The sequence below is a fragment of the Xanthomonas sp. CPBF 426 genome (assembly GCF_903989465.1).
In the GTDB taxonomy this organism is placed as follows: domain Bacteria; phylum Pseudomonadota; class Gammaproteobacteria; order Xanthomonadales; family Xanthomonadaceae; genus Xanthomonas; species Xanthomonas euroxanthea.
On the sequence record NZ_LR861805.1, the window covers coordinates 3,177,075 to 3,197,163 of the forward strand.

At 66.1% G+C, this 20,089-nt stretch carries 24 protein-coding genes; 14 read left to right on the forward strand and 10 right to left on the reverse strand.

Features of this window, described 5'->3' with window-relative positions:
• The first annotated feature begins 114 nt into the window (after positions 1-114).
• Together H7A87_RS13560 and H7A87_RS13565 are read left to right on the forward strand one after the other, a co-directional pair.
• Complete coding sequence (locus H7A87_RS13560; RefSeq protein ID WP_119127841.1) at positions 115-993, forward strand: PhzF family phenazine biosynthesis protein; 879 nt, start codon at positions 115-117, stop codon at positions 991-993.
• Positions 994-1,024: 31 nt separating this feature from the next.
• On the forward strand, positions 1,025-1,906 hold the full coding sequence (locus H7A87_RS13565; protein WP_104648122.1) for a PhzF family phenazine biosynthesis protein: 882 nt from the start codon (positions 1,025-1,027) through the stop codon (positions 1,904-1,906).
• 126 nt (positions 1,907-2,032) lie between these two features.
• Here H7A87_RS13565 and H7A87_RS13570 read toward each other — a convergent pair whose 3' ends face one another.
• The 5 genes from H7A87_RS13570 to H7A87_RS13590 form a co-directional block, all read right to left on the reverse strand.
• Complete coding sequence (locus H7A87_RS13570) at positions 2,033-2,629, reverse strand: glycine zipper 2TM domain-containing protein (protein ID WP_164739147.1); 597 nt, start codon at positions 2,627-2,629, stop codon at positions 2,033-2,035.
• A 145-nt stretch (positions 2,630-2,774) separates the two neighbouring features.
• On the reverse strand, positions 2,775-3,215 hold the full coding sequence (locus H7A87_RS13575; protein ID WP_119127839.1) for an OsmC family protein: 441 nt from the start codon (positions 3,213-3,215) through the stop codon (positions 2,775-2,777).
• Positions 3,216-3,460: 245 nt separating this feature from the next.
• Positions 3,461-4,408, reverse strand: a complete 948-nt coding sequence (locus tag H7A87_RS13580; protein ID WP_104583093.1) for an aspartate carbamoyltransferase catalytic subunit — start codon at positions 4,406-4,408, stop codon at positions 3,461-3,463.
• 15 nt (positions 4,409-4,423) lie between these two features.
• On the reverse strand, positions 4,424-4,891 hold the full coding sequence (ruvX, locus tag H7A87_RS13585; RefSeq protein WP_104583092.1) for a Holliday junction resolvase RuvX: 468 nt from the start codon (positions 4,889-4,891) through the stop codon (positions 4,424-4,426).
• Positions 4,884-5,450 carry a YqgE/AlgH family protein gene (locus H7A87_RS13590; protein ID WP_119127835.1) on the reverse strand — a complete coding sequence of 189 codons (567 nt, stop codon included), beginning with the start codon at positions 5,448-5,450 and terminating at the stop codon, positions 4,884-4,886. The genes ruvX and H7A87_RS13590 overlap by 8 nt, the downstream gene beginning before the upstream one ends.
• A 344-nt stretch (positions 5,451-5,794) precedes the next feature.
• Here H7A87_RS13590 and H7A87_RS13595 point away from each other — a divergent pair, with 344 nt between their 5' ends.
• From H7A87_RS13595 to H7A87_RS13605, 3 genes are all read left to right on the forward strand, one after another.
• Complete coding sequence (locus tag H7A87_RS13595) at positions 5,795-6,334, forward strand: DNA-3-methyladenine glycosylase I (protein WP_119127834.1); 540 nt, start codon at positions 5,795-5,797, stop codon at positions 6,332-6,334.
• On the forward strand, positions 6,331-6,921 hold the full coding sequence (locus tag H7A87_RS13600) for a hypothetical protein (RefSeq protein WP_232087852.1): 591 nt from the start codon (positions 6,331-6,333) through the stop codon (positions 6,919-6,921). Before H7A87_RS13595 ends, H7A87_RS13600 begins: the two co-directional genes overlap by 4 nt.
• A gap of 191 nt (positions 6,922-7,112) precedes the next feature.
• The gene (locus H7A87_RS13605) at positions 7,113-8,012 is read left to right on the forward strand and encodes a DUF72 domain-containing protein (RefSeq protein WP_119127832.1); all 900 of its coding nucleotides are present in this window, start codon (positions 7,113-7,115) and stop codon (positions 8,010-8,012) included.
• A 13-nt stretch (positions 8,013-8,025) separates the two neighbouring features.
• Here H7A87_RS13605 and H7A87_RS13610 read toward each other — a convergent pair whose 3' ends face one another.
• The 3 genes from H7A87_RS13610 to H7A87_RS13620 all read right to left on the reverse strand — a co-directional run bounded on the left by H7A87_RS13610 (position 8,026) and on the right by H7A87_RS13620 (position 11,269).
• Positions 8,026-8,700: a YitT family protein gene (locus H7A87_RS13610; protein ID WP_166765967.1), complete on the reverse strand. Its 675-nt coding sequence runs from the start codon at positions 8,698-8,700 to the stop codon at positions 8,026-8,028.
• Positions 8,701-8,972: 272 nt separating this feature from the next.
• Positions 8,973-10,103, reverse strand: coding sequence for a PilT/PilU family type 4a pilus ATPase (locus H7A87_RS13615; protein WP_016902355.1), 1,131 nt, complete (start codon positions 10,101-10,103; stop codon positions 8,973-8,975).
• Between the two features lie 128 nt (positions 10,104-10,231).
• Positions 10,232-11,269 (reverse strand): type IV pilus twitching motility protein PilT, encoded by a 1,038-nt coding sequence (locus H7A87_RS13620; protein WP_104583089.1) that lies wholly within the window; start codon positions 11,267-11,269, stop codon positions 10,232-10,234.
• A 324-nt stretch (positions 11,270-11,593) separates the two neighbouring features.
• Here H7A87_RS13620 and H7A87_RS13625 point away from each other — a divergent pair, with 324 nt between their 5' ends.
• The 7 genes from H7A87_RS13625 to H7A87_RS13655 all read left to right on the forward strand — a co-directional run bounded on the left by H7A87_RS13625 (position 11,594) and on the right by H7A87_RS13655 (position 16,648).
• Entirely contained in the window at positions 11,594-12,286 is a 693-nt protein-coding gene (locus H7A87_RS13625; protein WP_119127830.1) for a YggS family pyridoxal phosphate-dependent enzyme, read from the forward strand.
• A 74-nt stretch (positions 12,287-12,360) separates the two neighbouring features.
• Positions 12,361-13,215, forward strand: coding sequence for a pyrroline-5-carboxylate reductase (proC, locus tag H7A87_RS13630; RefSeq protein WP_104583087.1), 855 nt, complete (start codon positions 12,361-12,363; stop codon positions 13,213-13,215).
• A gap of 602 nt (positions 13,216-13,817) precedes the next feature.
• Positions 13,818-14,243 (forward strand): HU family DNA-binding protein, encoded by a 426-nt coding sequence (locus H7A87_RS13635; protein ID WP_104583086.1) that lies wholly within the window; start codon positions 13,818-13,820, stop codon positions 14,241-14,243.
• Between the two features lie 175 nt (positions 14,244-14,418).
• The gene (locus tag H7A87_RS13640; RefSeq protein WP_119127829.1) at positions 14,419-14,997 is read left to right on the forward strand and encodes a M23 family metallopeptidase; all 579 of its coding nucleotides are present in this window, start codon (positions 14,419-14,421) and stop codon (positions 14,995-14,997) included.
• 92 nt (positions 14,998-15,089) lie between these two features.
• The gene (locus H7A87_RS13645; protein WP_104583084.1) at positions 15,090-15,398 is read left to right on the forward strand and encodes a DUF3861 family protein; all 309 of its coding nucleotides are present in this window, start codon (positions 15,090-15,092) and stop codon (positions 15,396-15,398) included.
• A gap of 276 nt (positions 15,399-15,674) precedes the next feature.
• Positions 15,675-15,995, forward strand: coding sequence for a hypothetical protein (locus tag H7A87_RS13650; RefSeq protein ID WP_119128024.1), 321 nt, complete (start codon positions 15,675-15,677; stop codon positions 15,993-15,995).
• 56 nt (positions 15,996-16,051) lie between these two features.
• Positions 16,052-16,648, forward strand: a complete 597-nt coding sequence (locus H7A87_RS13655) for a DUF1439 domain-containing protein (RefSeq protein ID WP_119127827.1) — start codon at positions 16,052-16,054, stop codon at positions 16,646-16,648.
• 146 nt (positions 16,649-16,794) lie between these two features.
• Here H7A87_RS13655 and H7A87_RS13660 read toward each other — a convergent pair whose 3' ends face one another.
• Both H7A87_RS13660 and H7A87_RS13665 read right to left on the reverse strand, forming a co-directional pair.
• Entirely contained in the window at positions 16,795-17,337 is a 543-nt protein-coding gene (locus H7A87_RS13660) for a type 1 glutamine amidotransferase domain-containing protein (RefSeq protein ID WP_119127825.1), read from the reverse strand.
• Positions 17,338-17,443: 106 nt separating this feature from the next.
• The gene (locus tag H7A87_RS13665; RefSeq protein ID WP_016902346.1) at positions 17,444-17,911 is read right to left on the reverse strand and encodes an SET domain-containing protein-lysine N-methyltransferase; all 468 of its coding nucleotides are present in this window, start codon (positions 17,909-17,911) and stop codon (positions 17,444-17,446) included.
• A gap of 172 nt (positions 17,912-18,083) precedes the next feature.
• Here H7A87_RS13665 and H7A87_RS13670 point away from each other — a divergent pair, with 172 nt between their 5' ends.
• Together H7A87_RS13670 and sufB are read left to right on the forward strand one after the other, a co-directional pair.
• Entirely contained in the window at positions 18,084-18,542 is a 459-nt protein-coding gene (locus H7A87_RS13670; protein ID WP_115677640.1) for an SUF system Fe-S cluster assembly regulator, read from the forward strand.
• 16 nt (positions 18,543-18,558) lie between these two features.
• Positions 18,559-20,016 (forward strand): Fe-S cluster assembly protein SufB, encoded by a 1,458-nt coding sequence (sufB, locus tag H7A87_RS13675; RefSeq protein ID WP_115047562.1) that lies wholly within the window; start codon positions 18,559-18,561, stop codon positions 20,014-20,016.
• The last annotated feature ends 73 nt before the right edge of the window (positions 20,017-20,089 follow it).

Below are 20,089 nucleotides of genomic sequence, written 5' to 3' on the forward strand. Positions count from 1 at the left end.
TGTCGCCCGCATGACCCCGCGTGCGGTCACAGCCTGCCGGCGGCCGCTTCCATCACCGCAACGGTTTGCGCTGCAACCATCCACGCGCCTTCCATCGACCGAGATCCATGCCCCATGAGCAAGCACCGCTACCTGCAACTGGATGTCTTCGGCGGCCAGCACGGCAACGGCAATCCGTTGGGCGTGGTGCTCAACGCGCAGGCGTTGTCGTCGGAGCAGATGCAGCAGATCGCCGCGTGGCTGAACCTGTCGGAGACGATTTTTTTCCTGCCGGTCAGCGCGCCCGATGCGGATTACCACATCCGCATCTTCACCCCGCGCGCCGAGTTGCCGTTTGCCGGCCACCCCAGCGTCGGCGCCGCATGGGCGGCGGCAACCCACGGGCTGGTGGCGTTCAAGCCGGACGGCCGGATGCGCCAGCAATGTGCGGCGGGCGTGCTGCCGGTGCAGGTGATCGACCGGCATGGCGCCCTGCTGGTGCGGCTGCAGGCACCGCGTGCGCAAGCGATCGAGACCGGCGCGATCCATGCCGCGGCGTTACGCGATGCCTGCGCGGGTCTGCGCGTGGCCGACCACCCGGCCACCCTCTGGAACAACGGCCCCGGCTGGTGGCTGCTGGAACTGGCCGACGCGCAGGCGGTACGCGAGGCGCTGCCCGATCTGGCCGCCATCACCCGCCTGACCCAGGCCAGCGCGGCCACCGGCCTGGCCATCTACGCGCCGCAGGCCAATGGCGACGCGGACCTGGTGGTACGCGCCTTCTGCCCCGGCGACGGCATTGCGGAAGATCCGGTCACCGGTAGCGCCAACGCCTGCATTGCCGCGCGCCTGCACGGCCAGGGACGCGTGCCGGGCGAGGCGTCGCGCTATGTCGCCAGCCAGGGCCGCGAGGTCGGCCGCGACGGCCGCGTCCACGTGGAGGTGGATCACCAAGGCGAGGTCTGGATCGGCGGAACGACCAGGCAAGTGATCGAAGGCCGCATCGATTGGTAAGCTGCCGCGCCCTGTTCGCGGATCCGCCACCATGACCACCCGCCGCTTCCTGCAACTGGATGTGTTCTCCGCCCGCCCCGGCAGCGGCAACCCGCTGGCAGTGGTGCTGGATGCCGAAGGCCTGGACGATGCCGCGATGCAGGCCATCGCACGCTGGACCAAGCTGCCGGAAACCACCTTCGTGTTTGCGGCGCCGGACGCGCACAGCAGTTATCGGCTGCGGATGTTTTCGCCACAAAAGGAAGTGCCGTTTGCCGGCCACCCCAGCGTGGGCACCGCACATGCGGTGCTGGAGGCCGGCCTGGCCGCGCCCGACGACGGCGTGCTGATCCAGGACGGCATCGCCGGCCAGTTGCCGCTGCGCGTGGAGCAGATCGCAGGTCACCGCAGCATCGCCATCCGCACCCCGCGCGCGCGCGTGGCCGAGAAGGTGCAGGCCGACGACCCGCGCCTGCGCGATGCATTGCGCGGCTGGCCCCTCGGCGGGCTGCCGCCCGCGCTGATGGACGGCGGCCGCACCTGGTGGGTGGTGGAACTGGCCAGCGAAGCGGCACTGCGCGGCCTGCAGCCTGATTGGGAGGCGATCGCCGCGCTGGCCGAATCCACCGGCAGCATGGGCGTGTTCGCCTATGCCGGCGCCGCAGCGCCCGGCGCCTACGATCTGGCGGTGCGCGCCTTCGTCGGCAATGGCCGGCGCTTCGAAGATGCCGCCTCCGGCGCGGCCAATGCGGTGCTTGCCGCCTGGCTGGACAGTCGCAACGCATTGCCCGGCAAGGAACGCCGGTATGTGGTCAGCCAGGGCCGCGAGATCGGCTTCGACGCCCTGCTGGAATTGCGCATCGATGCCAATGGTGACGTGTGGTCGGGCGGCCAGGTGCAGACGGTGATTCGCGGCACGCTGGATTGGGCGTGATCGCCGCCTGATCCTGCGGCTGACGCGCGCCTGGGTCGAAACGAAAAACGCTGTGGACTCCCACAGCGTTTTCGTCATTCAAGCGGCTGATAGAGATCGCCCGAGCACGGCGCGATGCCGCGGCGCTCAGTCGGGACGCACGTCCACGCGCACGCGGATGCGATCGCCCGGGTTGTAGTCGCTACGCGTGTGATAGGTGCGGCCCGCGTATTCGTACGTCACGTCGTAGCCATCGACACGATCGCGTTCGCGGCGGTAGGACACCGGCTCGCAGACGCTGACATTGCCCTGGTAGTTGCGGTTATTGGCTTCGTAGATCGAACGGCCTGCCGCGACACCGGCCATGGTGCCGACGGCGGTACCGACCAGACGGCCATTGCCGCCACCGACCTGGCTGCCGAGCACCGCACCGGCGATTCCGCCGATCACGCTGGCCACCCCGCGATTGGACACGCCGGCCTGGCCGTAGCTGCCACCATCGCGGTAGTAACCATCGTTGCTGGTGTAGTAGCCGTCGGCCGGGCGGTTGTAGCAGCGTTCGCTGCTGCGCTCGTTGTACGTATCGGTCACGATGATCGGGTCTACGCGCACCACCCGCGCGTATTCGTAGCGACCATCCTCGTAGTTGCCACGTCCGTTGTAGCCGCCGTCATAGCGCTGCGCGGTTGCATTGCCTGCAACGGCCAGACCCACCACCAGAGCACCAAGCACGAGAGTTTTCATTGCAGCAGCTTCACAGGGAGGACACGCAGCCGATGCTCGGCCTGCGCCAGTGAAACCGCCCTGAACCGAACCGCCCCTGCAAAGCCCTATTCAGGTCGCCGCCAGCTGCGTACGCCGGCCACCATCGCCGGCGCACGCACAGGGATCACGCCTGGTTGGAAAACTCGCTTTCCAGGCTGATCGGCACCGCGCTCAGCGCCTTGGACACCGGGCAGTTCTTCTTGGCGGTGTCGGCCAGCTCGCGGAACTTGGCTTCGTCGATCCCCGGCACCACGGCGGTGAGCTTGAGGCGGATCTGCGACAGCTGCGGGCCGCCTTCCATCGACAGGTCCACGTCTGCACGCGTGTCCAGCGAGATCGGCGGAAAGCCTGCTTCGCTCAGCTGAGCGGACAGCGCCATGGTGAAGCAGCCGGCATGCGCGGCGGCGATCAGTTCTTCCGGGTTGGTGCCCTTCTCGTCGCCGAAGCGGCTGCTGAAGGCGTAGCGGGTCTTGTCCATCAGCCCGCTCTGCGGTGTGCTGAGCTGGCCCTTGCCGGTCTTGAGGTCGCCTTCCCAGTGAGCGGTGGCGTGACGTGAAATACCCATTGCGATCTCCTGCGATGAAAGGAGCGGTCACGATAGGCGAGTGGATGTTATGGCGTGGTGCCGGGATTCGGGATTCGGGAGTCGGGAGTCGGGAGTCGGGAATCGGGAATCGGGAATCGGGAATCGTAAGAGCAGGCCGCGTGCGCGTTCTGATGGCAAGGGCTTTGCGAGCGTCTGCGCGAAGACGCTCGGCCGGCGGCGGCCGCGACCGCATTGTGGATGCGCGGTCGCGTCGCCGGGCTGGCTCAACCTAGCAGGGTTTCCAGTACGGCCATGCGTACCGCCACGCCGTTGGCGACCTGGCGCAGCACGCACGATTGCGCGCCGTCGGCGACTTCGTCGGTGATTTCCACACCGCGGTTGATCGGGCCCGGATGCAGCACGGCGGCATCACGGCCGGCGCGTGCCAGGCGCTCGCGGGTGAGTCCGTAGTCGGCGTGATACTGCTCCAGCGACGGCACCAGGCCTTCTTCCATGCGCTCGCGCTGCAGGCGCAGCATCATCAAGGCGTCGGCACCGTCCAGCATGGCGTCGAAGTCCTGGCCGACCACGCAACCGTCCAGCATGTCGTCGTCGGGCAGCAGGCTGGCCGGCCCGCAGACGCGGATCTCGCCGGCACCCAGCGTGCGCAGTGCATGCAGGTCCGAGCGCGCCACGCGTGAGTGCTTCACGTCGCCGACAATCACCACCTTGAGCTTGGAAAAATCGGTGCCCTTGGCCTGGCGCAGGGTGAGCATGTCGAGCAGGCCCTGGGTGGGATGCGCACTGCGGCCGTCACCGGCATTGATCAGCGCGGTGCCCTCGCCTGCGGCTGCGGCCAGCGCTTCCACCGCACCGTCGTCGGGATGGCGCACCACAAAGCCGCGCACGCCCATCGCCTCGAGGTTCTTCAAGGTGTCGCGCGCGGTCTCGCCCTTGCGGGTCGAGGAGGTCGAGGCATCGAAATTGAGTACATCCGCGCCCAGCCGCTGCGCAGCCAGGTGGAACGAGCTGCGTGTACGCGTGGACGGTTCAAAGAACAGCGTGCACACCGCGGTGCCGGCGAGCACGCTGCGCTTGCCCACGCGCCCCACAGCCGCGTCGCGGATCTGGCCGGCACGATCGAGCAGTTGCAGCAGCGTGGTGCGCGGCAGTCCTTCCAGGGTGAGCAGGTGGCGCAGGCGTCCGTCCGAATCGAGTTGCATGGTGGTCATCGCAGGTCGGGAGTGTCAGGGAAGAAGGGTGGCTTGGTCGGGCGCGGCCAACCAGCGTTCGACGATCACCGCGGCCGCCATCGCGTCCAGCGCCTCGGCATCGCGGCGGCGCTTGCGCCCGTCGGCGCGCTCGCGCGCGAAGCGCTGCGCGGCTTCGACCGAACTGGAGCGCTCGTCGATCAGTACCACCGGCAGCGCATAGCGCTCGCGCAGTTGGCGGGCAAAGGCATGTGCGCGCTTGCGTGCGGGTTGATCCTTGTCGTCCAGGGTCAGCGGGTCGCCGACCACCAGGCCGTCGGGGCGCCATTCCTTGTGCACGCGGTCCAGCGCGACCCAGTCCGGGCCATTCGCATGCACAGGAATGACCGCCACTGCACGCGCACCGGCGCCCAATGCGGTACCGACCGCCACGCCGATCCGGCGCGACCCCACGTCGAAGCCCAGCACCGTGCCATCGGGGCGGATCGCGCCCGCCTCAGGCATGCCCGGAATAATCCGTCAGCCGGAACAGATCCACGCCGATGCGCCCGGCAGCGGTCTGCCAGCGATCTTCCAGCGCGGTGGCGAACAGCACATTGGCATCCGACGGCGCGGTCAGCCAGCTGTTCTCGCCCAGTTCGAATTCCAGTTGCCCCGCGCCCCAGCCGGCACAGCCCAGCGCCACCAGCGCATTGCGCGGGCCTTCGCCGGCCGCCATGGCTTCGAGGATGTCGCGCGAGGTGGTCAGGTACACGCCCTGCCCCACTTCCAGGCTGGAATCCCAGTTGCGCGCATCGTCGTGGATGACGAAACCGCGTTCCGGGTGCACCGGCCCGCCGCTGAGCACGACCTGCTCACGCAGGTGGTCGTCGACGGTGTCGATGCCCATCTGCGACAGGACCTCGCCCAGGGTGTACTCGGAGGGCCGGTTGACCAGTACGCCCATGGCGCCGTTCTCGTCGTGCTGGCAGATCAGCGCGACGCTACGCGAAAAGGTGGGATCGGACAGCGCCGGAAGCGCGATCAGCAGTTGGTTGGCCAGAGGCGTGGGCAAAACGGACATGGCCGCATTCTAGCCGTTCGCTTCGCCGCGCGCAGAGCCGCTGCCATACTTGCTGTACGCGGACGTCATTGGACTACCGATGTGACGATGAACTTGGACCTTGCAGACGCCACCGATGGTCCGGCAGGCAAGACCGGCCCATTCAGATTGCTGGCGGCTGCGCAGCGGCCCTACAGGCTGTGCCTTACCGCGATCGATCTGCTCCGGTACGGCAGTCGATCTATCCACCCACGCGTCGCTGTTCGGTCGCTGTGGCCGTGCATCGGATTCCCGGCCACAGCGCCGGCCCTTGGTCCACTCACAGCCGGTCCACCTACAACCGGTCCATCAACAACAGGCATCTCATGAGCGGCTACTGCAGCATCGCCCCAGGCCATCCGGTCCACGGCCATTACCATGATCACGAGTACGGCTTTCCGCAACGCGAGGAGTCCGAGCTGTTCGAGCGCCTGGTGCTGGAGATCAATCAGGCCGGGCTGAGCTGGGAAACCATCCTGCGCAAGCGCGGCAACTTCCAGCGCGCCTACGGCGGCTTCGACGTGGACACGGTGGCGGCCTATGGCGAGAGCGACATCGCACGGCTGCTCGGCGATGCCGGCATCATCCGCAACCGGCTGAAGGTGCTGGCGGCCATCCACAACGCGCAGGTCATCCAGCAGCTGCGCGCCACGCACGGCAGCTTCGCGCAATGGCTGGACGCGCAGCACCCGCTCGACAAAGCCGCCTGGGTCAAGCTGTTCAAGAAGACCTTCCGCTTCACCGGCGGCGAGATCACTGGCGAATTCCTGATGAGCCTGGGCTACCTGCCCGGCGCGCACCATCCCGAGTGCCCGGTATTTGCGGACATTCAGGCACTGTCGCCGCCCTGGATGCGCAGCGCGTGAGCGACACCCTGCGTGCCGCGTGCGAGGCGCCAGCACTCCGTGCCGCGGCCACACCGCATCACACCTCTCGCCTGCGCTGCTCGCTGAGCATTGGCGGGTTGCTGATTGCCTTCGCCGCGGCAGTGCCGCAGGCAGACGCGCACAAGGTGCCTGGGCTTTCGCTGACGCAGGTGCTGGACCAGTTGCGCCGTGACATTGTCGCCGTGCCGGCCAGCGACCCCACGCCCATCGACACCGTGATGAAACGCTACGCCGCTACCAGCGGGCAAAGCTTCGACATTGCGAGCCCGGATCCGGCGGAAGACCCATCCGAGGCGGTGTCACCCACGCAGCCGGCCGGCGTCACCGATGCCGAGTGGCACGCGCTGCAAGCCTACCGCGCGCGCACCACCAGCGAAGCAGACGATCTCTCCGAGAACCGCAGCCACCACTACACCCTGATCGACCTGGACGAGGACGGCCAACGCGATCTGCTGGATGACGCCTATGTGGGCGGCACCGGTCTATTTACCCAAATCACAGTGCTGCGGGTCATAACGATGGCTTCCGCGCAGCCGCCCACGCCCACAGGTACAGCCAGACAGTGATTGCGCACCAGGCGGGTACCGGGGCGCGCTCCATGCCTACTCCGCGCACCGGCCGCGCCCGCCTTGCAGCGGCGCGATCGTTTCGACAATGCCGTCCCGCTTATCCACTCGCACGCACGCGGCGCACTAGATGACGCGGCCTTGCCGCAGCATCCACGATCACTGCACACCCGTCGCGGCATGGTCGGCACATGAGCATCCGCATCGGCATTTCAGGCTGGCGTTATGCACGCTGGCGCGGCACGTTCTACCCGACTGGCCTGGCCCAGCGGCGCGAGTTGGCCTACGCCGGGCGCTGTTTTCCCAGCGTGGAAATCAATGGCTCGTTCTATTCGCTGCAGCGGCCGGAGAGCTACCAGAGCTGGCATGACGAGACGCCGGACGACTTCGTCTTCGCGGTCAAAGGACCGCGGTTTGTCACGCATATGAAGCGGCTGCGCGATTGCGAACAGGCGCTGGCCAACTTCTTTGCATCCGGCGTACTGCGGCTGGGGCCAAAGCTAGGGCCGATCCTGTGGCAATTGCCGCCAAGCCTGCGCTTTGACGCAGCGGTGCTGGATGCATTTCTCTCCAACCTGCCGCACGACACCGAGGCGGCACTCACCCTGGCGCGCAAACGCGACACCACCTTGATGCAGGGGCGCACGGCCTTGAGCGTCGATCGCAAGCGCCCGCTACGGCATGCGCTGGAAATGCGCCATTCCAGCTTCTGCGACCCGTCCTGCATGAAGCTGCTGCGCAAGCACAAGGTGGGCGTGGTGGTGGCCGACACTGCAGGCAAGTTTCCGTACCTGGAGGATGTCACTGCCGACTTTGTCTACCTGCGGCTGCATGGCGACGCGCAACTGTATGCCAGCGGCTACAGCGACCACGCTCTGGACCGCTGGGGCGAGCGGATCGCGGCCTGGGCAGCAGGCGGTGAGCCCTCCGATGCGCAGCGTGTCGGGCCGCGTGCCAGCAAGCGCGCGCGGCCCGACGTGTACTGCTATTTCGACAACGACATGAAGGTGCACGCACCGTTCGATGCGCGCGGCCTGATGCAGCGACTGGACCTGCCCACAGACTGCCCGGCGCGCGAGGAGGTCGTGTAATTCCGCTGCGCGCTCACACGCCCATGTAGCGGTGCGGCCGGTGGTTGAACATCAGCACCAGGCTCAGCATCAGCGCGCCAATGGCCGAATACAGTACCTTGTCCGGCGTCAGCACGAAGAACGCGACTAGCATGAGTATCGCATCGAAACTCATCTGCACCTTGCCCGCACTCCAGCCACGCTCGCGCTGCAGATACACCGCCAGGATGCCGATGCCGCCGAGGCTGCCGCGGTGGCGAATGAAGAACAGAATGCCCAGCCCGGCCAACGCACCGCCCACCACTGCGGCAAACAATGTGCTCATGTGCGCATAGTCGGCCCAACGAGGCAGCAGGTCGGTCAAGGCCCCGCAGGCGCCCACCGCAGCGAAGGTCTTCAAGGTGAATTCCCAGCCCATGCGGCGCACGCTCAACCAATAGAACGGCAGATTGACCAGCACGAACACCAGGCCGAAATTCCAGTGCAACGCGTAGTGCAGCAGGAACGCCACCCCGGCCATGCCACCGATCATCAGGCCGCCCTTGGCAAAGATCGCCAGCCCCAGCGATGCCACCAACGTCGCCAGCACCATGCCTTGCGCATCCTCGGCCACCGAGTGGTGATACGCGTGGTCATCGGCGCTGGTACCGGCCGAATCCGGTGGCGGCGTCAACGGACCGGACGTCATCACTGTGCCGTCGTCGGGCAACGGCTCTTGCTCCGGACGGAGATCGGAATCGGGAAGGCTCACGGGCTGGGCACTGCGGTGGGGTGCGGATATTAGACACTATCGGCGCACCTGGTTACATCTGAAACATCACACCGTCCGCGCCTTCCGCTGCGCCCGTGTCGCTGCGGCGCCATCCGCCGCTGGCATCGCGCACCGGACAGCTGCAGTCAGCAACACGCCGCGCCCGGCGCAGGCCATCCTGCTTCCGCGCATGCCCCGCACACCGGCCACGGCAGCACGCCTGCAATTGCTCAACGAACCTCGGCGATCTCCACGCCATCCAGTCCCTGGGCCAGGGTCTTGGCGTCGCCGCCCTGCGAGAGCTTGATGCGCAGGCGCACCTCGTTCTGCGAGTCGGCGTAGCGCAGCGCGTCTTCGTAGCTGATTTCGCCGGCCTGGTACAGCTCGAACAGGCTCTGATCGAAGGTGCGCATGCCCAGGTTGGTGGACTCCTTCATGATCTCCTTGAGCTTGTGGATCTCGCCGTCGCGGATGTAGTCCTGCACCAGCGGCGTGCCCAGCATGATCTCCATCGCCACACGCCGGCCGCGACCATCCGGGGTCGGAATCAGCTGCTGCGCGACCACGCCCTTGAGATTGAGCGACAGATCCATCAACAGCTGGTTGCGCCGGTCTTCCGGGAAGAAGTTGATGATGCGATCCATCGCCTGGTTGGCGTTGTTGGCGTGCAGGGTGCACAGCACCAGGTGGCCGGTTTCGGCAAAGGCCACGGCGTGATCCATGCCCTCGCGGGTGCGCACCTCGCCGATCATGATCACGTCCGGCGCCTGGCGCAGGGTGTTTTTCAGCGCGTTCTCCCAGCTGTCGGTATCGATGCCGACTTCGCGCTGGGTGATGATGCAGCCCTCGTGCTTGTGCACGAATTCGATCGGGTCTTCGATGGTGATGATGTGCCCGGTGGAATTCTGGTTGCGGTAACCGATCATCGCCGCCAGCGAGGTCGATTTACCGGTACCGGTGGCGCCGACGAAGATGATGATCCCGCGCTTGGTCATCGCCAGCGTCTTGATCACCGGCGGCAGGCTCAACTCCTCCACTGTGGGAATGCGCGTTTCGATCCGGCGCAGCACCATGCCGACCTGGTTGCGCTGGTAGAAGCAGCTCACGCGAAAGCGCCCGACCCCGGACACGCCGATGGCGAAATTGCACTCGTGGGTCTTTTCGAATTCTTCGCGCTGCGACGGCGTCATCACGTTCAGCACCAGGTCGCGACTCTGTTGCGCGGTCAGCGGCGTCTGGGTGATCGGACTGATCTTGCCGTGCACCTTGATCGCCGGCGGCATCCCCGAGGTGATGAACAGATCCGACGCCTTCTGGTGCGCCATCAGCTTGAGGAAGGAGGTGAAGTCGATGGTGCTCATGGCGTGCTCCTTCGGAGCCGGGAATGGGAAATCGAGAATCGGGAATCGGGAAAGCCAGCAACCGGGAGCCGGGACCGGTCAGGAAACCTGCTGTTGCGATTCCCCATTCCCGACTCCCTATTCCCGAATCACTCGAATATCCGCTTGTCCTTGGCGTATTCGCGTGCCTGGTTGCGCGTGATCAGGCTGCGCTTGACCAGGTCCTGCAGATGCTGGTCCAGCGTCTGCATGCCGTATTGCTGGCCGGTCTGGATCGAGGAGTACATCTGCGCCACCTTGTCCTCGCGGATCAGGTTACGGATGGCCGGGGTGCCGACCATGATTTCCCAGGCGGCGGTGCGCCCGCCGCCCACTTTCTTGAGCAACGCCTGCGAAATCACCGCACGCAGCGATTCGGACAGCATCGAGCGCACCATCGGCTTTTCGCCGGCCGGGAACACGTCGATGATGCGGTCGATGGTCTTGGCCGCCGAGCTGGTGTGCAGGGTGCCGAACACCAGGTGGCCGGTTTCGGCGGCGGTCAACGCCAGGCGGATGGTTTCCAGGTCGCGCAATTCGCCGACCAGGATGATGTCCGGGTCTTCGCGCAGCGCCGAGCGCAGCGCCTCGTTGAAGCCGTGCGTGTCGCGGTGCACTTCGCGCTGGTTGATCAGGCACTTCTGCGAGGTATGCACGAATTCGATCGGATCCTCGACGGTGAGGATGTGGCCGTATTCGTTCTTGTTGATGTAGTCGATCATGCCGGCGAGCGTGGTCGACTTGCCCGAACCGGTCGGGCCGGTGACCAGGATCAGGCCCTGCGGCTGGTCGATCAGCTGGCGGAAGATCGGCGGGCAGCCCAGGTCCTCCAGCGTCAGCACTTCGGACGGAATGGTACGGAACACCGCACCGGCGCCGCGGTTCTGGTTGAAGGCATTGACGCGGAAGCGCGCCAGCGACGTGATCTCGAACGAGAAGTCGACCTCGAGGAATTCCTCGTAATCGCGACGCTGCTTGTCCGACATGATGTCGTAGACCAGCGCGTGCACCTGCTTGTGGTCCAGGGCCGGAATATTGATGCGACGGACATCGCCATCGACACGGATCATCGGCGGCAAGCCAGCCGACAGATGCAGGTCCGATGCCTTGTTCTTGACAGAAAACGCCAATAGTTCAGCGATATCCATGCGCTGCTTTTCCCCTAGGCTGCGATTGGAAGTTACTCCCCAAGCGGCAGTATAGCGTTCTGGCTGCCGGCGGGAAGCGGCGCGCGGCCGGTTCAGGCCGGCACCATCGGGCGGGCCTGAAGGCGTTGGTTTGGGGCTGCGGTGCGGGCACGCTCCTTGCCTGGTCCGGCTCGGGCATCGACTGCCGGCTCGCCACGCCTGCGGCCGGTCCCGGCACCGCCGCGCGCCGGTGCAGCGTCCTTGGCCGGCCCGATTCGGCAAGCCGGCTGGAAGGACGCTGCCGGGGGCGGCACTATAGCGTTCCTTTCCCGCCTGGATTGCCACGTGCCGGCTTCGTCGCTGCAGCAGATTCTCGATGCCATCCACGCCGCCGCGGCTCGGCACGCGTGCGCCGATGTGCGCCTGCTGGCAGTGTCCAAGACCCGGCCGGCGGATGCGGTTGCCGCGCTGGCGGCGCAGGGCCAGCGGGCGTTCGGCGAAAACTACGTGCAGGAAGCGCAAACCAAGATCGCCCAACTGCAGGCGCTGGGCCTGGAGTGGCACCTGATCGGCCACCTGCAATCCAACAAGGCCGAACTGGCCAGCCAGTGGTTCGACTGGGTGCAGACCGTGGACCGCGCCAAGCTGATCGCGCCGCTGGCCAGGCACCGGCCGGCCGATCGCGCCCCGTTGAATGTGCTGATCCAGGTCAATATCGACGACGAGGACAGCAAGCACGGCTGCGCGCCGGAGGCGGTCGACGGCCTGGCCGCGGCCATCGCGCTGCAACCGCAGCTGCAATTGCGCGGCCTGATGGCGATCCCCGCGCCGTTTCCCGAGCAGGCGCGCCGCATGGCGGCGTTTACCCGCATGCAGAACCTGTTCGAAGGCCTCAAGCGCCGGTATCCGCAGGTGGATACCTTGTCGATGGGCATGAGTTCGGATTTTGCCGAAGCGATCGCAGCTGGCGCGACCATGGTGCGGGTGGGAACTGCCTTGTTCGGCGAACGCGCGGCATCGGCTGCCGCAGCGTCCTGAGCATGCTTTCCGGTCAGCCGCGCGCAGCGTCGCTGCGCCCTCTTATCCTGCTTCCTCTTATTTAAGGTGTCGCAATGACTCTGCCCTCCGCCCCCGCGCCCTCGCCTGCTGCCGCTGCGCTCACCGCGTTCGTCGGTGGCGGCAACATGGCGCGCAGCCTGATTGCCGGGCTGATCCGGCAAGGCGTCCCCGCTGCCAGCATCCGCGTCGCCGAGCCGGTGGCCGAACTGCGCGATGCGCTGGCGCGCGATTTCGGCGTGCATGCCGTGGAGCAGGCACGCAGCGCGGTGGAGGGCGCAGCCGTCTGGGTGCTGGCGGTCAAGCCTCAGGTGCTGCCGGCGGTATGCGCGCAGCTGGCCGATCTTGCGCAGGCGCAACAGCCGTTGCTGCTGTCCATCGCCGCCGGCATCACCGCGCCGCAGCTGGAGCGCTGGTCCGGCGGCAACCTTGCGGTGGTGCGCGCGATGCCCAATACGCCCGCGCTGCTCGGTGCCGGCGTCACCGGGCTGTATGCCAATTCCCGCGTGTCCGACGAGCAACGCGCGCAGGCAACCGGCTTGCTGGAGAGCGCCGGTGTCACCGTCTGGATCGACGACGAAGCGCAGATGGACGCGGTGACGGCGGTCTCCGGCAGCGGTCCGGCCTATGTGTTCCTGCTGGCCGAAGCGATGGAAGCCGCCGCGCGTGCGCAAGGCCTGCCAGCCGAGACCGCACGCACACTGGTGCTGCAGACCCTGCTCGGTGCCTCGCGCATGCTGACCGAATCGGGCGAAGCACCGGAGCTGCTCCGCCGCCGGGTGACCTCGCCCAACGGCACCACGCAGGCGGCAATCGAGACTTTTCAGGCCGGCCAGTTCGAAGCGCTCACCGCCCAGGCGATTGCCGCAGCGACCGAACGCGGCCGCAGCTTGTCGGCGGCCAATGATTAGTCGACCGGTGACGGGACATCATCCAAAGCAGGAATGTCTCGCAGCGGCCGGCCGTGCCGCGCGCGGGAGTGCCAAGGCGACTGTGCGGTGGAACCGTCACGACGCGTCGCGCATCGGCGCCTGCCAGGTGCAGGAAAAAACCCGGCGCACGTGACTGGCGCACATGGCAGCAACAGCGCGAACGCAGCGGGTCGACGGATCGAACAAGGCCTCGGGTACGCGTACCAACCGCCGGCAACGCCAGACGTCTCCTGCAAGGCGTAGCCACGCAGCAACGCTGATCGCGGCAGCGAACGCCACCGCCGGCAGCACACCGTGAGCGACGCTCGGCACCGAGCGCGCTGCAAAAAAGCACACATGCCTTCGCGCAAAGGACCTGCTGCTGTGCGCCAGACACCGCATCGCCATGCGCATTGCAGCCGCTTCGACAGCGCTTTGGCGGGGGTTTTCTGCCAGCGGTGAACGAATCCCCGTCAAAAGACGCTTTTTTTCGGTTGTTTCATCGTTTGCCTATTGGCGGCGCGCAGCAGTTGCCCTACATTTCGCGTTGCCGACCGGGTCGGCAGACCCAACACCACCAACGATCACGGAACACATAACTCATGGCAAAAACCGCCGCTAAGAAGGCTGCCCCCAAGAAGGCAGTGAAAAAGGTCGCCGCGACCAAGACCGCAAAGCCGGCCAAGGCCGCTGCTGCCAAGTCCGCTGCGCCGAAGCCGATCAAGGAAGCGCTGAGCAAGACCGGCCTGGTCGCGCACATTGCCGAATCCACCCAGCTGGCTCCGAAGGACGTCCGCGCCGTTCTGGCGTCGCTGGAAACGGCCGCCCATTCTTCGCTGAACAAGAAGGGCGCCGGCTCGTTCACCCTGCCGGGCATGCTGAAGCTGACCAGCGTCCACGTGCCGGCCAAGCCGAAGCGCAAGGGCATCAACCCGTTCACCAAGGAAGAGCAGACCTTTGCAGCGAAGCCGGCCAGCTTCAAGGTCAAGGCGCGCCTGTTGAAGAAGTTGAAGGACGCCGCGCTCTAATCGAGCATGCCTCCGGTGCCACGAAGGCGGCCTGCGGGCCGTCTTTTTTTTGCGCGCGTGACCGCCCGCGTCACCACCCACATGCCGCTCATCGGCACTTGCCTACCCTGCACGCTGATTCGCAACGCAGCAGGTGCATGTGACCGATCCATCGTCTCCCCGCCCATCCACACCGATGCCGTCGGCAGCCCGCAGCCCTGCACGTCGCCTGCGCCGCCTGCTGGTGTCCATTGCGCTGTTGTGCGTCCTGGGTGTGGCGGCGCGCTGGGCATGGCAATTGCCGATTGCCGAACAACTGCGCACCAGCTGGGAGCTGTCGCGCATGCCGCCACCGGCGCAGTTATCGGTACCGGTCGAAGGGGTGCAGGCGCGCCGCATCGCCGATACCTTCGGCGCACCGCGCGGTCGCGACCGACGCCATGCCGGCGTGGATATCTTCGCGCTGCGCGGCACGCCGGTGCTGTCCGCAACGCGCGGGGTGGTCAGTGCCATCCGCGATCAAGGCCTGGGCGGCAAACAGGTCTGGGTGCTCGGGCCGGCGATGGAACGCCATTACTATGCGCACCTGGACGATTGGGCCGCCGGCCTGGCCGTTGGCGATGTCGTCGAGCCCGGCACACGGCTCGGCATGGTCGGCACCACCGGCAACGCGCGCGGCACGCCGCCGCATCTGCACTATGGTGTCTATGGGCGCAACGGTGCGTACGATCCGCTGCCGCTGCTGCGCAAACCCGTGCCACAGCCGGCACAGTGAGCATGCTGGAACACTGCGTCATGGCCCGCGCTATCGAGGCCGTTGCTGGCTGCGCCTATGGTGGAGTCAGCCCAAGGAACGACGCCCTTTCCATGTCCCGAAAACGCTATCGCATTACGGTCACGCCCATCGAGAGCGATGGCCGCCCCTGCAGCGATCGCTGCACCATCGAATTCGAACAGCGCTCGCGTGCCGACTGGATGCGGTTGCTCGAGGAACTGCACCTGCGACGCGATCTGAGCAGCGACGAATGTGCCGCACTGACCGTCGGTTCGCAGCTGCTGGAAGACCTGGCCGCCCGCCCGCGCGCGCAGCCAAGCGATGCGCTGGAGGCCTTGCGGCCAAAACTGCAGTTGTTGCTGGAGCGCCTGCAGCGCGTGCAGCCGGCTCCCGGCAGCTGAGACCGACGCCGCGGTGATCGCTACACTGCGCACATCGGGGACGGGAGATGCGCCATGCGTGGGTTGGGGATCGTCATGTTTGCAGCGGCCATCGCCGGTTGCAGTTGTCATCGCAGCGCTGACGAAGAAACCGCCGCGGCAGCGTCCTCGCAAGTCATGGCGGCGACCAAGACGCCAGGAGTCGCCACCGAGGTCGATGCGCCCGCACGACCCGCAACCGATGCCAGCCTTGACGATGCCGCCACGCGCGCCAGCTTCGCCAAAGCAAGCGCAACCGTGCAGCGGTATCTGGGCGCCTTGCCCGGCGCGGCACGTGGCGATGCCGATGCACTGTGGAGCGGTGGTCGCCCTGCGCCGGTACCGGACGATGCGGCGCTGCGCAGCATCACCAACATCCAGTCGATGCGCATCGACAACGACCCGCCCATCGCACTGGACCACGCGCAGCCCACGCGCCTGATCGAAGTGCCGGTGCGGCTGATCGTGCGCACCGAGGCCGGCACCCAACGCCTGGCCGGCGCTTACCGGCTGCAGCCGCGCAGCGGCAGCGACGAGTGGGAGATCTATTCGGCCACCCTGCATCCGGTGTTGCGCTAACCCACGGTTCACCGGCACCGACTAAGGTGATCTCCACCTGTTGCCGGAGTCACCCGATGAAACTGCGTTCGCTTGCCGGATCCCTGCTTGCCCTGGCTCTGGCGCTACCGACGACCGGCGCGTGGGCGACGCCGCAGATCCAGGGGCACCAGATCAGCGTGCAGGGCAGCGACCTGCAGCAGTTCCTGGGTGGCCGCTTCCCGCAGACGCATGATGCGTTGGGCGGCCTGGTCGAGATGACGGTCAGCAATCCGGCGCTGTCGCTGCCGCCGGGCGACCGGCTCAAGATGGTATTCGATCTGGCGCTGGCCACTGCCGGCGGCGCGCCCGCACCGGTCGGCAATGTGACCTTGACCAGCGCACTGCGCTACGACACCGCCAAGCAGGGCTTTTACCTGGATCAACCCACCATCGATGACTTCCGCCCGGCCAACGCTGGCGCACGACTCGACCAAAGCACCCGCCAGCTGCTCAATGCCTGGCTGGCCGATTATGCGCGCAAGGAGCCGATCTATCGCATCGACCCGGCCATCGCGGCGGTGATGGGCAATGTGCAGGTGGAATCGGTCGGCATCCAGAACGGCCGCGTCGCGGTCAATTTCAACCAAAACATCGAGCAACTGGTGCCGGCAGCCGCACTGTCCGGGAAATAGGCCCTCGCACCGGTCGCGACGCAGCATGGACGTACGCCGTCATGCCGTTGCGCCAACTCATGCGAACCATTATTTGAACAAGACAAAGGCCCGGCGCCACCACGCCGGGCCTTTGCTTTCATGCCGTCACCATTGCAACGACGCGATCAGGCCGCCAGGGCCTTGGCCACCGCGGCGGTGAAGGCCGGGATATCGTCTGGCTTGCGGCTGGTGATCAGCGCCCCGTCGACAACGACCTCTGCATCCTGCCAGCGTGCGCCGGCATTGCGCAGGTCGGTCTTGACCGACGACCACGAGGTGACGTCGCGATCGCGCACCAGATCGCTTTCCACCAGCAGCCACGGGCCGTGGCAGATCGCGGCAACCGGCTTGTCTGCGCTGGCAAAGGCCTGGATGAATGCGATCGCCTTGGCGTCGCCGCGCAAGGTGTCGGGGTTGAGCACACCGCCCGGCAGCACCAGCGCATCGTAGGTGTCGACCTTGGCCTGGTCCAGCCGCTGGTCCACCGGCACCGAATCGCCCCAGTCGGTCTTGTCCCAGGCGCGAATCTGCGCGGCGTCACCGGGCGCGATCACATCGACCTTGGCACCCCAGGATTCCAGCAGGCGTTTGGGCTCAGTCAGTTCGGACTGTTCGAAGCCGTCGGTGGCCAGCACGGCGATGGTCTTGCCGGAGAGCGAATAAGACATGGGGGACTCCTTGCTGAAAAGAAGCCCGCACGCTAGTCGTGCAGCTGTTGCACGTGAGTGAACCGATGTGTGCGCCGCGTCAGTGCGGGCAGCCGCACGCGCGTACTCAGCGCTTGGGCTGCAGCATGGTGCCGGTGCAGTTCTTGGACCCGCAGCGGCATGCCCAGATCTTCTTCAGACGCGGCGTATGCCGCTCGGCCAACGTGATGCCGTAATTGTAGGTAAGCTCTTCGCCGGCCTTGATCGCGCGTTTGGCCTCGATGAAGATCTTGTCCTTGCTACGGTCGTCGCCTTCGGCCTCTTCGATCACCGCTTCGCAATTGGGATTGCAGCTGTGGTTGATCCAGCGCGCGACATTGCCCTCGTAGTTGGCATCCAGCACGTAGTCGTCGCTGAGCGTGAACAGGAAGGTATGCCCGCTTTCGACATCGCCGGTGTCATCGGCATCCACTTCCGCGTGCGTGCGCAAACGCCCCTTGTACTGGATGATGCGCTCGCCTTTGCGGAGCGCGGCGAGGGCGAACATGCCATTGCCGTGGATACGTGACTTGCGGGCGGCAACTTTGCGCGACATGAAGGGGTCCAGTGATGGGGCCGCTCATTGTGACTGCAGTGCGACGATGCGCCAAGCACAAGCGCACCATCGCTCGCAACGGCGCACGCTTGCCGGCGGCTGAACCGGGCTGTTGGCCCTGCCCGGCCGGAAAGAGTACAATTTCGGTCCGCTTTAAGGTTATCGCCTTCTCATGTTGCGCGTCACCAAACTCACCGATTACGCCACCGTCGTGTTGACCGTCCTGGCAGCGCGCTGCGGGCAGGTGCTCAGCGCCAGCGAACTGGCCGAGCAGGCCGGCCTGGAACCGCCGACCGTGAGCAAGATCCTCAAGCCGCTGTCGCAGGCGGGCCTGGTCGAAGGGCTGCGCGGCGTGCATGGCGGCTACCGCCTGGCGCGCGCGGCCAGCGAGATCACGCTGGTGGAGATCGTCGAGGCGATGGAAGGCCCGCTGGCGATCACCGAATGCAGCCAGGACCACAGCCAGTGCGGCATCGCGCAGACATGCGGGGTGCGCTCCAACTGGCGCCTGATCAACGACGTGGTTGGCGATGCATTGCGTCGCGTCACGCTCGCCCAGATGTTGCAGCCCCTCTCTCTCCCTGGCGACGGCCGTCGGCGTTCCATCGCCGCACGCGTCGCGACCACCTGACCCTGTAGGCAGCCCGATGGCCACCGAACTTGCACCCCCGCAGAATGCCGAAATTATCGAACGGTTGGGCCGACGCTATGACGCCGGCTTCATCACCGACATCGAATCGGACTCGCTCCCGCCCGGCCTGGACGAGGACGTCATCCGTGCGTTGTCGGCCAAGAAAGACGAGCCGCAATGGATGACCGACTGGCGTCTTGAGGCGTATCGGCACTGGCTGAAGATGCCGATGCCGGAATGGGCGAAATTGAAGGTTTCGCCGATCGATTTCCAGGCATTGAGCTATTACTCCGCGCCCAAGGGCCCGAAGTACGCCTCTCTGGACGACGTGCCCAAGGAACTGCTCGACACCTACGACAAGCTCGGCGTGCCGTTGCACGAGCGCGCCCGGCTGGCCGGCGTGGCAGTGGATGCGGTGTTCGACTCGGTCTCGGTCGGCACCACGTTCCGCAAGGAACTGGCCGAAAAGGGCGTGATCTTCTGCTCGATGTCCGAGGCCATCAAGGAACACCCGGAGATCGTTAAGCAGTATCTGGGCAGCGTGGTGCCGGTCGGCGACAACTATTTCGCCGCGCTCAACTCGGCGGTGTTCTCCGATGGCAGCTTCGTGTTCATCCCGAAGGGCGTGCGCTGCCCGATGGAACTGAGCACCTATTTCCGCATCAACGCCGGCCACACCGGGCAGTTCGAACGCACCTTGATCGTGTGCGAGGACAAGGCCTATGTGTCGTATCTGGAAGGCTGCACCGCGCCGATGCGCGATGAGAACCAGTTGCACGCGGCGGTGGTCGAGCTGGTGACGCTGGAAGATGCCGAGATCAAGTATTCGACTGTGCAGAACTGGTATCCAGGCGACGAGGAAGGCCGTGGCGGCATCTACAACTTCGTCACCAAGCGTGCCGAGTGCCGCGGCGCGCGCAGCAAGGTCACCTGGACCCAGGTCGAAACCGGTTCGGCGATCACCTGGAAGTATCCCTCCTGCGTGCTGCTCGGCGACGATTCGGTCGGCGAGTTCCATTCGGTGGCGCTGACCCATCACCGTCAGCAGGCCGATACCGGCACCAAGATGATCCACATCGGCAAGCGCACCAAGAGCAAGATCGTCAGCAAGGGCATCAGCGCCGGGCGCGGGCAGAACACCTATCGCGGCCTGGTCAAGGTGGACCGCAATGCCGATGGCGCGCGCAATTACACCCAGTGCGATTCGTTGTTGATCGGCAAGCAGTGCGGCGCACATACCTTCCCCTACATCGAGGTGAAGAACCCCGGCGCCACCGTCGAGCACGAGGCCACCACCTCCAAGATCAGCGACGACCAGCTGTTCTATTGCCGCGCGCGCGGCATCAGCCAGGAAGACGCGGTGTCGCTGATCGTCGACGGCTTCTGCAAGCAGGTGTTCCGCGAGCTGCCGATGGAGTTCGCGGTGGAAGCCAAGAAGCTGCTGGAAGTCTCGCTGGAAGGCAGCGTCGGCTGACGCCGACGGAATGGGGAGTGGGGAATGGAGAATCGGTATTGGTTCTCTTTCCTGCTCCTTGCCGCGCCAACGT